The sequence below is a fragment of the Chryseobacterium sp. KLBC 52 genome (assembly GCF_003347605.1).
Taxonomy (GTDB): Bacteria; Bacteroidota; Bacteroidia; order Flavobacteriales; family Weeksellaceae; genus Chryseobacterium.
The window spans coordinates 13,344-27,419 of the sequence record NZ_QDFZ01000027.1; the positions used below are offsets into that span (position 1 = coordinate 13,344).

General features: G+C 34.7%; 12 protein-coding genes. 3 read left to right on the top strand and 9 right to left on the bottom strand.

Features of this window, described 5'->3' with window-relative positions; all coding sequences use genetic code 11:
* Positions 1 to 16 precede the first annotated feature (16 nt).
* The 9 genes from DDF69_RS21170 to DDF69_RS21210 all read right to left on the bottom strand — a co-directional run bounded on the left by DDF69_RS21170 (position 17) and on the right by DDF69_RS21210 (position 8,973).
* Positions 17 to 433, bottom strand: coding sequence for a nucleoside-diphosphate kinase (locus DDF69_RS21170; RefSeq protein WP_034687444.1), 417 nt, complete (start codon positions 431 to 433; stop codon positions 17 to 19).
* 661 nt (positions 434 to 1,094) lie between these two features.
* Positions 1,095 to 2,021: a ribosome small subunit-dependent GTPase A gene (gene rsgA / locus DDF69_RS21175; protein WP_114822531.1), complete on the bottom strand. Its 927-nt coding sequence runs from the start codon at positions 2,019 to 2,021 to the stop codon at positions 1,095 to 1,097.
* A 163-nt stretch (positions 2,022 to 2,184) separates the two neighbouring features.
* Positions 2,185 to 3,264: a chorismate mutase gene (locus DDF69_RS21180; protein ID WP_047431451.1), complete on the bottom strand. Its 1,080-nt coding sequence runs from the start codon at positions 3,262 to 3,264 to the stop codon at positions 2,185 to 2,187.
* 401 nt (positions 3,265 to 3,665) lie between these two features.
* Positions 3,666 to 4,241 (bottom strand): hypothetical protein, encoded by a 576-nt coding sequence (locus DDF69_RS22365; RefSeq protein ID WP_228412072.1) that lies wholly within the window; start codon positions 4,239 to 4,241, stop codon positions 3,666 to 3,668.
* 38 nt (positions 4,242 to 4,279) lie between these two features.
* Positions 4,280 to 5,365 carry a DNA polymerase III subunit gamma/tau gene (dnaX, locus tag DDF69_RS21190; protein WP_114822532.1) on the bottom strand — a complete coding sequence of 362 codons (1,086 nt, stop codon included), beginning with the start codon at positions 5,363 to 5,365 and terminating at the stop codon, positions 4,280 to 4,282.
* 97 nt (positions 5,366 to 5,462) lie between these two features.
* Positions 5,463 to 6,095: a TetR/AcrR family transcriptional regulator gene (locus DDF69_RS21195; RefSeq protein ID WP_047375406.1), complete on the bottom strand. Its 633-nt coding sequence runs from the start codon at positions 6,093 to 6,095 to the stop codon at positions 5,463 to 5,465.
* Between the two features lie 5 nt (positions 6,096 to 6,100).
* Complete coding sequence (locus DDF69_RS21200; RefSeq protein ID WP_114822533.1) at positions 6,101 to 7,357, bottom strand: aminotransferase class I/II-fold pyridoxal phosphate-dependent enzyme; 1,257 nt, start codon at positions 7,355 to 7,357, stop codon at positions 6,101 to 6,103.
* A 428-nt stretch (positions 7,358 to 7,785) separates the two neighbouring features.
* Entirely contained in the window at positions 7,786 to 8,142 is a 357-nt protein-coding gene (locus DDF69_RS21205; protein WP_114822534.1) for a helix-turn-helix domain-containing protein, read from the bottom strand.
* A 93-nt stretch (positions 8,143 to 8,235) separates the two neighbouring features.
* Complete coding sequence (locus DDF69_RS21210) at positions 8,236 to 8,973, bottom strand: response regulator transcription factor (RefSeq protein WP_114822535.1); 738 nt, start codon at positions 8,971 to 8,973, stop codon at positions 8,236 to 8,238.
* Between the two features lie 90 nt (positions 8,974 to 9,063).
* On the opposite strand from DDF69_RS21210, the gene DDF69_RS21215 reads away from it, so the two are divergent.
* The 3 genes from DDF69_RS21215 to DDF69_RS21225 all read left to right on the top strand — a co-directional run bounded on the left by DDF69_RS21215 (position 9,064) and on the right by DDF69_RS21225 (position 14,063).
* A complete protein-coding gene (locus DDF69_RS21215; RefSeq protein WP_114822536.1) occupies positions 9,064 to 9,711 on the top strand; it encodes a DUF1349 domain-containing protein in 648 nt (215 codons plus the stop codon).
* Between the two features lie 744 nt (positions 9,712 to 10,455).
* On the top strand, positions 10,456 to 13,446 hold the full coding sequence (locus tag DDF69_RS21220) for an ATP-binding protein (protein WP_114822537.1): 2,991 nt from the start codon (positions 10,456 to 10,458) through the stop codon (positions 13,444 to 13,446).
* A 5-nt stretch (positions 13,447 to 13,451) separates the two neighbouring features.
* Positions 13,452 to 14,063, top strand: coding sequence for a response regulator (locus tag DDF69_RS21225; RefSeq protein WP_114822538.1), 612 nt, complete (start codon positions 13,452 to 13,454; stop codon positions 14,061 to 14,063).
* Positions 14,064 to 14,076 lie beyond the last annotated feature (13 nt).

Below are 14,076 nucleotides of genomic sequence, written 5' to 3' on the forward strand. Positions count from 1 at the left end.
TTGTAAGATGATTTTCTTAGAAAATCTCTCTTCCTGAAAAATGGAATTGAGCTTCGATTAATGCATTCTCGTCAGAATCTGAACCGTGAACAGCATTTTCTCCGATGCTTCTTGCAAACATTTTTCTGATAGTACCTTCTGCAGCTTCTGCAGGGTTAGTAGCACCAATTAATGTTCTGAAGTCTTCAACTGCATTATCTTTTTCTAAAACTGCAGCAACGATAGGACCAGAGCTCATGAATTCTACTAATTCTCCATAAAATGGTCTTTCAGCATGTACTTCATAGAATTTTTTTGCATCAGCAACTGTAAGCTGAGTTAATTTTAAAGCTTTGATTTTAAAACCTCCTTCAGCAATCTTACCCAATATAGCACCGATATGTCCGTCAGCAACAGCATCAGGCTTAATCATAGTGAATGTAATGTTAGACATAAATGTATATTTTTTTAATGGCGCAAAATTACAAAAAATATCTTTGATTTTTATTTTAATTTTTTTTTAACATAAAAATAACTTTTATTAAGAAATCGTAAACTAAACTTTGGCACAGTAATTGTTTATTCTATTCCGATTCTCATGTTTAATTTGAGTTTTCATGGTTATTAGTTTTTACCCAGCTTCGGCTGGGTTTTTTATTTGCAAAAAACAGCCTTATTTTTTACTAATTATATAATTTTACAATTAATATTGGATCATATTTAATGATTTTCTCCATTTTGTTTCAATTGGTGAAATAATTTAATTTTTTAAAAATCCAATCTCATGGTGGTCAGAAATATGACAAAAGTGGAGTTATCTGCCAAAATTGTAAAGTTGAAAAGTAGAGTTATTTAAAAATGAATATTTTTTTCATTTAAAATTAAAAAAAATAATTACAAGAAATAAAATATCCAGAATACATTAAATTGATCTTTAAAAAAATAATAACAGTAAATATTATTCTTTAAGAAAGTGACCCTTGTCAAGGTTTGAAACCTTGACAAGGGTGCCATTTCGGCAAAACAGTTCTAAACAAAAAAAAGAGACCATCTAATGATAGTCTCTGTATTATTTCTAACAAAATCTGTCCCTTTTAAATAAAGGATTTTATTGATTATTTTTGGGAAGCTTCTTCTGCCTCGTCCATCAATTTAATGTAAGTAGCGTAACGCGAATGCTGAATCTCGCCTGTTTCAAGAGCATCGATAACAGCACATTTCGGTTCATTGATATGAAGACAGTTGTGAAACTTGCACTCTTCTCGCTTTTTAAAAATTTCAGGGAAGTAATGCTGTACTTCTTCTTTTTCAATATCGATCATTGCAAATTCACGAACACCCGGAGTATCGATAACGTTTCCGCCCAAATGCCAGAAATGCATCTGGGCGAAAGTTGTGGTGTGCTTTCCTTTCAGGTGAGTGTCAGAAATCTCAGACGTTTTTAAGTTTAATCCCGGCTGCAAAGCATTTACTAAAGTAGACTTTCCACAACCTGAGTGACCGAAGAACACTGAGGTTTTATCTTTAAGAATATCCTGAAGCTGATCCAGATTCAATTTTGAATAGGACGAAATTTCCAAAGTATCATATCCAATTTCCTGATATAGGAATTCAATGTCCTTTACAATTTCAATTTCTTCTTCGTGTAAAACATCGATCTTATTAAAAAGAATCAGTGGAGTAATATTATAGGCTTCACAGCATGCCAGAAACCTGTCCAGAAATCCTAAAGAGGTTTCAGGATGTTTCAGAGTAAAGATAAAGCATGCCAAATCAATATTGGACGCAATAATATGGGCTTCTTTTGAAAGGTTTACTGATTTTCTAATCAGATAATTGGAGCGCGGTTCAATTTTTGTGATCCATGCGATATCATCCTGCTCCAGTTGAAACTCAACAAAATCTCCTACTGCAAGTGGATTGGTAAGTCTGGTTTTTATTAATTTGAATTTCCCCCTGATTCTGGCCTCGAAAATTTTATGTGTTTCCAATTCCAAAACCTGGTACCAACTGCCTGTAGATTTAATGATTTTTCCTTTCATAGATAATGCTGGTGCAAATATACGCAATTAGGGCTTAGCATTCAGGAAATAGGTTTAAAAACACATGTTTCAATTGCCCTAAATGCTGATGTCTAAGCCCTAATTTATTTTTTAAGCTGAAAATTTAGTAGAAGTATTATCTCTTTTACTTTTTATCCACAGCTTATCTCTCAATCATAATATTATTCTGAACTTCAATAGACTCTTCGTGAATTGCCTTGAATACTTTTTCAATAAACTCCTGAGACATCCCTGTTTCTTTTGCTTTTTGAGTAGCGTATTCAGTGATCACTTTCCAACGTTCAGGCTGGAAGATCGCAATGTCGTTCTCTTTTTTAAGTTTACCGATCTTTTCAGAAATTTTCATTCTTTGAGAAAGAAGTTCAATTAACTGGAAGTCAAGATCAGAGATCAGAGTTCTGTGTCTTCCCATCTCTCCTTCAAAACCAGCAAGATTAGAACTTCTCACTTTCAGATTTCCGATAAGGTCTGCAAGAACTTCCGGAGTAATTTGCTGTGAAGCATCACTCCAAGCTTCATCAGGATTGCAGTGAGATTCAATGATCGCTCCCTGGTATCCTACGTTAAGGGCTTCCTGTGTAATATCAGCAAGACCAGTTCGGTTTCCGCAGATGTGAGAAGGGTCGATTAACATTGGAATATTTGGAAACTGACTCTTGAAATCAAGGGCAATCTGCCAGTTCGGGTTGTTTCTGTATTTTGTTTTCTGGTAGGTTGAAAATCCTCTGTGAATAACTCCCAGGTTTTTAATATCCTGTCCTAAAAGCCTTTCCAAAGCACCAATCCATAATGCAAGATCCGGATTAACAGGGTTTTTCACGAATACAGGCTTATCTGTTCCTCTTAAAGCCATCGCAATTTCCTGTACTGTAAACGGGTTCACTGTAGAACGTGCTCCGATCCAAAGAACATCTACATCTGCTTCAAGGGCTGCAAAGACATGGTGTGCGTTGGCTACCTCAGTTGCTGTTTTAAAACCGTACTCTTCTTTTACTTTTTTCAGCCAGTTCAAACCGATCACTCCTACTCCTTCAAAACCGTTTGGTTTGGTACGGGGTTTCCAGATTCCTGCACGGAATACGGATACATTGGCATTGGATTCTTTGATTCTCCTGGCCGTTTCAAGCATTTGAGCTTCACTTTCAGCGCTGCATGGTCCTGCAATCATTAGAGGCTGTGTAAGCCCATCGATCCACTCATTTTTTAAATCATTTAAATTCATTATTCTAAATTTTATTGTTTTTTTATATAATTTTTTCGTTAACAGCAATAGCCCTTTGGATTATAAAATTTAATTTATAATTCTTTTCAAAAAATGCCGTTCAAAAATTGTTTAAAGGAATCAGGAAAATAATAGGGCTCTACTTCTCCTGTATTTTTTGGAAAGAAATTCAGTTAACAGTACCAATAAAATCGGTAATACGTTCTGAAATTTCTATAATAAGAAGCAGAAAAACTAAAATAACCGCTAAAAAAGTAATTAGCGGGTGCAAAAAAAGACTGATATGTGTTAGTCAAATTTTCCATTTTATTCTGGAAATGTCTTTATTTAGCGTTTCTGTTTGTAATTTGTTTTTGTCAAAAAATGATTTTCGACAGAAATATTTGACAAATATATAAAAATTATGTCAAATCAAACTTCATTAAATCATCAAGATCTTTCAAAAGTGGATTTTTTTCTATAAATTTTTCAAACATTTTTCTTTTCGTCACCACCTCAATCTTCAGATTTTCAACGTCTCTGACGTATTCTATCTCAATAATATAATTCTGAATTTTTCTTTTAAAATGATTAAAAAATTCTCCACTTATTTTATCAAATTCTACTTTTGCAGAATCTGAAGTGAACAAAACTTTGATTTTATGCTCTTCAGTTTTTACCAGTTTGAAGGTCTTGACAGCATTAAATACAAAATTATTTTTCACCTGAAGCTGTTTAAGCATAATTTTCCATTCCACCTGCAGGTCTGTATCTGTAAAATGGTTCTGGGGAAGATTATCAGTTTTTACCACAACATCTTCTGTTGTTTCTGCTTTATCTTCTTTATTCAAAAAGGAATTGATGCTGAAACCGGAAGAGATTCCCGGTCTAGATAATGGTTTGTTGGTTTTTGTTACTAAAACTTCCTGAACTGTCTGGGAAGCTGCAGGTTGTTGTTCTGCTTTAACTTCTTTCTTCTCCGGAGCTTTTTCCGGCATCTTCACCTCCTGCTTCTCACTGAGAAACGGAGCCAGTATCAGGAACTTTTTTTTTTAGTATCGCCTAAATTAGCTGTCAGTGAAGCCAGCTGCATTAAAGCAATTTCAACCGTAAGTCTTGGGTTTTTGGAATTCTTATAATTAATATCTGCATGATTACAGATTTCAATACCATCTATAAGCTGCTGGGCGGCCCACTTCTGTCCTTGCTCTACAAATTTAGCCTTGGTCTTCTCTCCCACTTCAATGAGTTCCATGGTGGAAGCATTCTGTGCCATCATCAGATCTCTGAAATGATTTCCTAATCCGGCAATGAAAATATGGGGATCAAAACCTTTCTTTACAATCTCATTGAAAGCGAAAAGCACTTCAGGAATTTTGTTTTCTTTGGCGAGATCCACAATGTTCAGATATTGATCGTAATCCAGAATATTGAGTACTTCGGCGGCTTTTGCGAGGGTAATATTTTTCTGGGAGAAGGTAGAAAGTCTGTCGAAGATAGAAAGTGCATCTCTTAATGCACCGTCTGCTTTCTGGGCAATCAGATACAGGGCATCATCTTCGTACTGGATGCTTTCTTTCTGGGCAATATTTCTCAGATGATTCTGTATGTCTTCAATAACAATTCTCTTGAAGTCATAAATCTGGCAACGGGATAAAATTGTGGGAATAATTTTATGTTTCTCCGTGGTTGCCAAAATAAAAATAGCGTGGGCAGGCGGCTCTTCCAGTGTTTTAAGGAAAGCATTGAAAGCGGCAGAAGACAGCATATGAACCTCATCAATGATATATACTTTGTATTTACCAACCTGAGGTGCAAAACGTACCTGATCTATAAGTTCTCTGATATCATCTACAGAGTTATTGGATGCAGCATCCAGTTCATAGATATTGTAAGCAAAGCCATCTTCTGAAACCGAGCCATCTTTCTCATTGATCTTTCTTGCCAGAATTCTGGCACAAGTAGTTTTACCCACACCACGAGGACCGCAAAAAAGTAATGCCTGAGCTAATTGACTTTCTTCAATTGCATGTTCTAAAGTATCCGTAATATGGGATTGTCCTACAACTGTATCAAACTCCTGAGGACGATATTTTCTTGCAGATACTATAAAATTTTCCATTGGTCAAAAATAAGAAATATAGTTTTAATTTGAAAATTAAAAGTTTTCAAATATCAACAAAAACATATTTCTGCTCAAATCGGAAAACTTTTAACTTCTACTTTTTTTTGCTGTATGCAAAGTCAATTAACTCAACAATAGCGCCTTCAATCTCTTTTCTGCCTTCTTCAGTTTTCAGGTCAATCCCACAAAACTTATTGGCATTGTATCCTGTGTAAAGGTTAAGATAGTAAGCTCCGGAAACAATCAGAGCCATAATTGCTCTATGTCTTGTAGCTACCCCTTCACCAAAGTAAGGATCTGAGATGTTTCCAAATAAAACCTCTCCTACTTCTTCACGTTGTTCTACGAGTTTCTTGAGAATAGGTTTACTTTCCGAAAGCTCCCAAAGGATAATCTTCTGAAGTTCTTTATTTTTCTTCAGGTTTTCGAACTGGTTCAATACAACCATTTTAGTAAGTTCGTGCCCACCGTCCGAGAAATCCATATCAACATCCTGGTTGACCTGGCTCCAGTAATCCTGAGATTTGATATACTCATCGATCAGTTTATCAGTACTTCCAAAGTACTCATAGATCAATTTTTTATCAAATCCGGCAACGGCAGCAATCTTGCTTACTTTTAATCCGGAATATCCTTTTACTCTTAAAATTTTACCAACTGCAGCAAGCAGTTTCTGCTTTGTTTTTTCTTTGTCCCTAATGGGGCCCTGCACTACTTTTCTAGGCATAATTATTATTTTTTCGCAATATGCAATTTTTTATTAATATCATCAAACGCATTAAGCGTTTTGTCGAGATGTTCTTTTTCGTGTCTTGCCGTTACACTCATCCTGATACGTGCGTCTTTTCTTGGTACAGCCGGGTAAAGAATCGGATTGGTATAGATTCCTTTTTCTATTAGTAGTTTTCCGGCTTCACCTGTTACATAAGGATCTCCAATTTTTACGGGAATAATTGCAGAGCACGTAACACCTGTATCTAACCCTAAATCGTCAAGTCCTTTTTTGAAATAATTGATGTTATCCCAGAGTTTTTCTCTCCAGATCGGTTCTTCGTCAATTAAATCAATGGCTTTAACAATTCCTGCGGATGATGGTGGAGCTGTAGCGGAGAAGATCTGCTGGCGGGAATGGAACCTGATGAATGCAGCTATTTTTTTATCTGCAATGACATATCCTCCCAGATTTCCAAATGTTTTGCTGAATGTACCTGTGATGATGTCTACTTTATCCAATAACCCAGCCTGTTCCAAAGTACCTCTTCCGGTTTCTCCAAGGATGCCGACACCATGTACGTCGTCTACCATCAGAAAGGCATTGTACTTTTTCACAAGATTATAGATCTCATTAATACGGGAGGTATCACCATCCTGGGAATACACACCATCCACAATAACGAGTTTCGTACGGTACAGATTTTCAGATACCTTCAAAATGTGTTCCAAAGATTCCAAATTATTGTGAGGAAATGTTTTTTTATTGGTAAAAGCACATCCCTCGTGCACGCTGGCATGTACAGCCATATCTAAAATAGCAAGATCTTCTTTCTGCATTAAACATTGTAAGCTCGCACTATTAGCGGTATACCCTGTTGTAAATACTACGGCTTCATCTTCTGTTCTTTTAAAGAAGCTTGAAATTTTCTTTTCTAAAGCATTATGGTAATCAAAATATCCGCCAATAAGAGGAGTTGCTCCTGTACCGGTACCGTATTTTTCTATTCCCTCAATAGCAGCTTGTTTTACTTTCGGGTGCTGCGTAAACCCTAAATAATCACTTGATACAAAACTAACAAATTCTCTATTGTGATCTGCAATATTTACGTTCAGTATTGCATTCGTTCCTGAAGTATTCTTCAGTCTGTAGTTCATGTGGCCATTAGACTTTACAAAGTCTAAATATTCATAAAAAATTTCAGCCCTTTGAGCCATATCATTATCTGGTATATTCTCAAAGTCTTTAATAGTTGCTGTTGTGAAATTGATGCTCATCCTTAATCTTGTTTGTTGTGGTTTAAAAGAAACAAATATATAACTATTTAAAAGGCTTAAGCGCCTCCGCTAAGATTAAATATTATTAAAGACACAATATTTATCTCTTATTATCTGGAAACCAAAGTATTTAAATATACATCTATCTTTTTTAACGTTTTTCGCTTTTGAATTAATTAGTTTTTTCTTACCTAAATTTAATAAAAAAATCAAACAATAAAGAAATTTTAATACATAAATAATAAAAAAATGTAATTATTTTTCACAAACAGCTCATTTATAAAAGATTATTTTTTTACTATTTTAACATTTTAATTCACTAAACAGCTTTAAAAATACAACAATTTGAGCGTTCAAATCCCTATCCTGAGATAAAAACCAGCGCAAATCTCTTGCAACAACAATATTAAACAAAAAAAGTAGTCAATTTAAACTTTTTTGGAATTTCTGAAATTTCCGGGAGTAAAGCCGGTCATTTTTTTGAAAAATTTTGAGAAATTGGAAGGATCATAAGTGAAAATACGGGCAATTTCTGCCACAGATTGGTCGGATCTCACCAGCATTTGCTTGATCTGATCAATAATTTTTTCATCATAGAAGGAACAAGGGTGCTGTCCGGTTTCTTTTTTAACAGTATCAGAAAGGTGCTTATGGGACACAGCAAGCTCTCTGGCAATTTCATTCAGTTCCATAAATTCAGGAACAGCTCCGGAAATAACGTCCTGAATATGCTTGTCTAAAAAAGTAAAATACTGACGGGTAATTTCTTCACTTCTTTTCATCATGTCTGGTTCTTGCTAATCTGTATTCAAGATATAAAATTAGTCATAAGAGACAAAATAACACGGTGAACTTTTCGGATGTTTGAATCTGAATATTTAAGAAAAACTATCTTTAAAAGCCTGGGTAGAATTTTTTACTTTCAGCTTTTCCAGGATGTTCTGACGGTGTCTGTTTACTGTATTAATGCTTATAGAAAGAAGATCTGCAATTTCTTTGCTTGCATAGCCCTCTCCAATACATTTTAAAATCTCCAATTCTCTGGCACTTAATATATTTTTATAATCGAGTTTATCTTTTACTACCACTTCTCCTTTTATGACATTAACAATCATAAAATCTGAAACATTAGGTGAAGTCAATGCCATATTATAAAGACAAAGCGCCAATCTTAACCGTCCGTTATCGGGAGAATAAACATAAAACATACGATGTTTCACCCACCTGTATATCTCATTTTTATCCTTCATTCTTATTTTTGAAACAACACTATATGCTGTACGCTCGCTTATTTCCATGAGATCCAGTAATTTGAAAAAACGGAGTTCATGGATGTATTTTTTCAGACGGTCATCAGGATGTATTTTTTTCAGCATCTCTTCTTCCCATATGGAGTCTATTTCTGCAGGGTTTTCATCCATTTTTAGCCCGAGTTCATCTGCAGCGGCAGATTTGTAAATAAAACTCTTATTCTCCTGCATATCACTCAGTACACATATTGCACCTTCCATCTGAGAGTATGCTAATGCTCTCTGTTTATAGATCTCCAGATCAAGCCGGCATTTTTTTGAACTGTTATCAAGTAATCTGTCACTAAGCTGTTCGCGGATTTTCATAATGGTTATTTATCAGTATTGACGGAAATGAGGTTTAATAATACTTTTGCTAAAATAATAATTTACCCTTAGAAATTATCCCCAAAGAGAATGAAGAAACTGATTATCGGCCTATGCACCTTATTCCTGATCCAAAAGTTTTCCGCTCAGAGCCTTGAGAAAATGAACTGGTTTAATGAACCTGAAAAATGGGAAATCAAAAACAACAGCCTTTCTATGTTTGTAACACCCCGAAGCGATTACTGGAGGATTTCCCATTATGGATTCACGGTAGATGATGCTCCTTTCTATTATGCTACTTATGGCGGTGAGTTTGAGGCAAAAGTAAAAATAACCGGCAGTTATAAGGCAAGGTTTGACCAGATGGGACTTATGCTGAGAATAGATCAGGAACATTATATTAAAGCCGGAGTAGAATTTGTAGATGGCAAATACAATCTCAGCACGGTGGTCACTCACCATAAAAGCGACTGGAGCGTCATTACGTTAGAAAAAACACCTCCTGCCCTATGGATAAAAGCGGTGAGAAGATTGGATGCTGTTGAGATATTTTATTCTTTTGATGATAAAAATTATATCATGATGCGGAATGCACCTCTTCAGGATAACATTCCTGTAATGGTTGGGTTAATGGCAGCCTGTCCGGACGGAGAAGGGTTCAATGCAGTTTTTGAAAACTTCAGGGTAAAACATCTGCCGGATCAGCGCAGACTGAAGTGGCTTGAAACCCATCAATAACGATTGAATTACACTTCAATATACAGTCAATTTTATTCACCTCCCATCATTTCCGGGAGGTTTTTTGATTAAAAAGAGGTTCCGGGAGTTTGACATAAAAAGAGACTGTTTACTTTTGATACAGTCTCTTTTGTTTTGAGATAAAAACCGTTTGTGTTCTTAGAATCATTATTTTAACAATAAAGCTTCTATACTTTTGTTGTGAGAATATTTTTGCAAAAATATGAATATCCATAAGGCCTGACAAAGTTATCATGTAGAATAAACCGTCTTTTTTTTGTCAAACTTTTACTACAAAACTAAAAATTGGGCAAAACTTCAATTATTAATTAAAAAACTAAAAATATTATTCAAACTCAATAATATTTCTCATTTATAAAATTTTAACACAAACCACAAATCCATTGCAATACGGACATCTACAAATAAGAATTTAAAATGAATACAATATAAATTTATCACTTATTGTTGAAATATAATAATGCAGTAAAGAAAATTGAATGATTTATAGCCTGCAATACATGATAAAACTTATAGAAAACAAAATACCCAATACTAATTTTTCTCCATAATTTCACTATTTTTACACGATCAAAAAATATAAAACACAAAAGACCTGAAAACTTCAATGATAAAAATTTATTTTCAATCGTTCCTGCCCTTTAAAAAAACTTTGACTTGTACAAATACTATTATTAACCGTCTATTGCAATAGCAGCAGATATAGATCAGTTTTGCACATATATGAGAGTTTGGGCATTAATTTTTGCTTGCATCTATCTAAACATTTCCGGGCAGCATTATACGTCTACGTGGTACAACATAGACAATGGGCTTCCACAAAGCAGTGCAAAGGCCATTGTTAAAGACAAATATGGCTTCATCTGGATTTCGACGGAAAACGGACTGGTACGGTATGACGGAAGTTCTTTTATTACCTTTAATAATTTCAGGGTAAATAATCTGCATTTTGGTGAATTCATAGGAGATCCGTGCCTTGACAGTATTACCGTTCTTAATAATTTCCAGGAAAGTAAAATCATTATCAGAAACAGGTTTCCCAAACTGGCCAGCCTTACTGCCGGTGACAAAATGACCTATTCCAATGGTACAGATATTCTGCATCGTATTGCCAATAATATCATTACATCGGATTTCTATAATGACACCCAGTATTTTATTCAGCTTAAAAATTCTGTTTATCATTTTACAGAAAAGAATGCCATCATTTACAAGGAAGGAAAAAAGGAAATAAAAATTACTCTCCCTTTTACCCATAAAGATCTGAACTATATTTTTGTACTGAATAATCACCTGTTCATCAATGATCTGAAAAAGAGAAAAACCTACTCCATTTACAAGGGACATCTTTCTGTTTCAGATCAACCCACACTTTTTAATCATCCCGACACTAAAATTTATTGGCAGCAGATTACCAATCAGACTTTTATTATCAACCATGACAATATTTATCTTTTAGAAGGAAATGAAAAGGATCTCCGTTTGAAATTTCTTGTAAACTTCGAAGAAATAGGGAATCACTCTTATTGTTCTATGTACTACGATGAGAGTTTCAACAAATTGTATCTGGGAACTCTCAATAATGGATTGAATGTGCTGCAGCTTTCCAATTTCTATATTGCAAGGAAAGAAGCTGATTTTTCCAGTAATGTCTATTTCGCGTCCCTTCCTTTCAGTCAAAATACAATTATTGCTGAGGACGGAACAGAGTTCGGAAGAAAGGGCATCGTGAAAAACCATCCTTTTGGAAACAATGACAATTATCTGATGATGTATGACAATTCCGGAAATATTCTGATCAGAAAGCGGAACCGTATTATCAGGTTTTATAAAAATTCAGGATATAAAAAGAAGGATTCCATTTTTATTAAAAAGGGTCTTGAAACGTTTATGAAAAGCGGAAACCTTTATGGAACAACCTTTACAGACCTTTCTGGAACACAGCTTCATCTGTACAGGAAAGATATATTTAAGCATCCGGATTTCACCTATACTTTTAAAAGCTTTGTCAATGTTTTTTATCAATACAACGACAGTGAAATTCTGACAGGAAACAGCGACGGACTTTATTCTATAACACTTGGAAGCAATACCATCACTCCCATAGTGAAAAATATTCATGTCAAAAGTATTATCAAAACGAAGGATCATCTGATATGGATTACAACAGAGAAAAACGGCTTCTATCTTTTCAGAAATCATAAGCTTATCAAGATGCCGAATGACATGAACGGTTATCTTCAGTCGGCCCATTATATTCTTGAAGATCAAAAAGGGTATTATTGGATTTCTTCAAATAACGGGATGTTTAAGGTTGCAAAAAAGCAATTGCTGCAGTATGCAGAAAACAAAAATACTCCGGTTTTTTATTATCGCTTCACCAAAAAAGAAGGTTTTCTCACTAATGAATTTAATGGAAGTTCAGAACCTAATGCCTACGCTCTTGAGAATGGAGATTTTGTATTTCCTTCAATGGACGGTTTTGTGTTTTTCAATCCTGAGAATATTCAGACTTATTATCCTGGAAGAAGTAAAATTTACATTGAACGGGTAAAAATCGGAAATTCTGAACCTCAGTATTTTCATCAGATTCTTGATTTGAAAAACGACTACAAAACGGCAGATGTCTTTATCGATATTCCTTATTTTTCCAATCCTGAAAATCTTTATATTGAAGCAAAAATATTAGGAAAAGAAAACACTGAATGGGAAAAGATTGCCACAGGAAAAGAATTAAAATATACCATCAGTAATCTTTCTCCCGGAGATTACACCCTGATTGTAAGGGTATTGATTTCTGCTGACGGAAGATATGAAGAAAAGACAATACGTTTTAAAATTCAGCCTCTTTTTTATCAGACATTGCTTTTCAGAGTGTGTGCGTCCGTTATTATTCTTATTCTCATCATCATTATCGTTCAGTTAACCACCAATTTTCTAAGGATAAAAAATAAGGCTTTAAAACAAATTGTTCACAACAAAAACTCTGAACTGAAGGAAACCTCTCTTCATCTGGAGGTCGTAAAAAACAACCTGCAGAAAGAAACAGAATATCAGAAAAAACTGGTGGAAACCATCAGCCATGATATTACCACTCCCATCAGATTTATTGCTATGCTGTCCCAGAAACTTCATGAGTCTGATGATGTGGAGCTTCAGAAAAAATATTTTGACAGTATTTATAAATCTTCTGAGCAGCTGTATCAGTTTACCCTGAATCTGAAAGAGTATACTGAACTTTATAAGGCTGAAAATATTTTTGAAGAAAAAGAATATCCCATCAACAGAATTCTGGAAATCAAGAATAAATTATTCTGTGAAATTGCAAAAGAAAAAGGGACTACCATTACCAATCTTACAGAGGGCCTCATTTATTCTAAAGTAAATGAAAGTATTTTAACAGCCATTATTCATAATATTCTTGATAATGCGGTGAAAAATACTTTTGAAGGAAATATAACCCTTACTGTTACAGAAAATCCACAACAATCCACCATACTCATTACTGATACAGGAACAGGGATGTCTGAAGAACAGATTTCTGTTTATATGAACCTGTTCAGAAATCCTAAACTGGAAACCCCCAGTTTTAAAGGAAAAGGCTTGGGTCTGCATATGGTTATCCATCTGGTAAAAAAGATCAATGCTGAAATGAACTTCAGACAAAACCATCCTAAGGGAACTGTTGTGGAAATAACACTCAAAAAAAACTAATCTTTATGAATGAAAGAATTTTAATCGCTGATGATCATTATGTAGTAAGGGCAGGGACCTCTCTGGTTCTTGAAACTGCTTATCCGGGACTGAATATAGATTTTGCGGAAAATTATGACCAGGTAAAAAAGAAGCTTGGAGATCAGCGGTATGACCTTATTATTTTAGATATTGACATGCCGGGAACTCAATATAAGAAAATGGTCCCGGAGCTTAAAGATATACAAAATGATCTTAAAATCCTCATATTCTCAGGATATGACAAAGATGTTGCCATTCAATACATCAGAGAAGGTGCTGAAGGCTATCTGAATAAACAAAGCAGTGAAGAAGAAATTAAAAATGCAGTGAAAACTGTCATTGAAAAAGGTTATTTTTATCCTGCAGAGCTGATTGGACTTATTATTCAGAACAAAAGAAATAATCCGGTAGAAAAATTATCATCCAGGGAATATGAAATTTTCAAACTTCTGGCAGATGGGAACGGAAATCTGGAAATTGCCAACAGACTCAATATTCAGATGTCTACCGTAAGCACTTATAAAAAAAGGATTTTTCAAAAGCTTAGTGTCGGAAATATTGCAGAACTGATCAAAGTCTATGAAATGATGCATTAAGAAAACGGGGCCG

Excerpts from the sequence above, each read along its gene's own strand:
- DDF69_RS21170 (WP_034687444.1), bottom strand. The coding sequence starts at position 433 with ATGTCTAACATTACATTCACTATGATTAAGCCTGATGCTGTTGCTGAC.
- rsgA (WP_114822531.1), bottom strand. The coding sequence starts at position 2,021 with ATGAAAGGAAAAATCATTAAATCTACAGGCAGTTGGTACCAGGTTTTG.
- DDF69_RS21180 (WP_047431451.1), bottom strand. The coding sequence starts at position 3,264 with ATGAATTTAAATGATTTAAAAAATGAGTGGATCGATGGGCTTACACAG.
- DDF69_RS22365 (WP_228412072.1), bottom strand. The coding sequence starts at position 4,241 with ATGCCGGAAAAAGCTCCGGAGAAGAAAGAAGTTAAAGCAGAACAACAA.
- dnaX (WP_114822532.1), bottom strand. The coding sequence starts at position 5,365 with ATGGAAAATTTTATAGTATCTGCAAGAAAATATCGTCCTCAGGAGTTT.
- DDF69_RS21195 (WP_047375406.1), bottom strand. The coding sequence starts at position 6,095 with ATGCCTAGAAAAGTAGTGCAGGGCCCCATTAGGGACAAAGAAAAAACA.
- DDF69_RS21200 (WP_114822533.1), bottom strand. The coding sequence starts at position 7,357 with ATGAGCATCAATTTCACAACAGCAACTATTAAAGACTTTGAGAATATA.
- DDF69_RS21205 (WP_114822534.1), bottom strand. The coding sequence starts at position 8,142 with ATGATGAAAAGAAGTGAAGAAATTACCCGTCAGTATTTTACTTTTTTA.
- DDF69_RS21210 (WP_114822535.1), bottom strand. The coding sequence starts at position 8,973 with ATGAAAATCCGCGAACAGCTTAGTGACAGATTACTTGATAACAGTTCA.
- DDF69_RS21215 (WP_114822536.1), top strand. The coding sequence starts at position 9,064 with ATGAAGAAACTGATTATCGGCCTATGCACCTTATTCCTGATCCAAAAG.
- DDF69_RS21220 (WP_114822537.1), top strand. The coding sequence starts at position 10,456 with ATGAGAGTTTGGGCATTAATTTTTGCTTGCATCTATCTAAACATTTCC.
- DDF69_RS21225 (WP_114822538.1), top strand. The coding sequence starts at position 13,452 with ATGAATGAAAGAATTTTAATCGCTGATGATCATTATGTAGTAAGGGCA.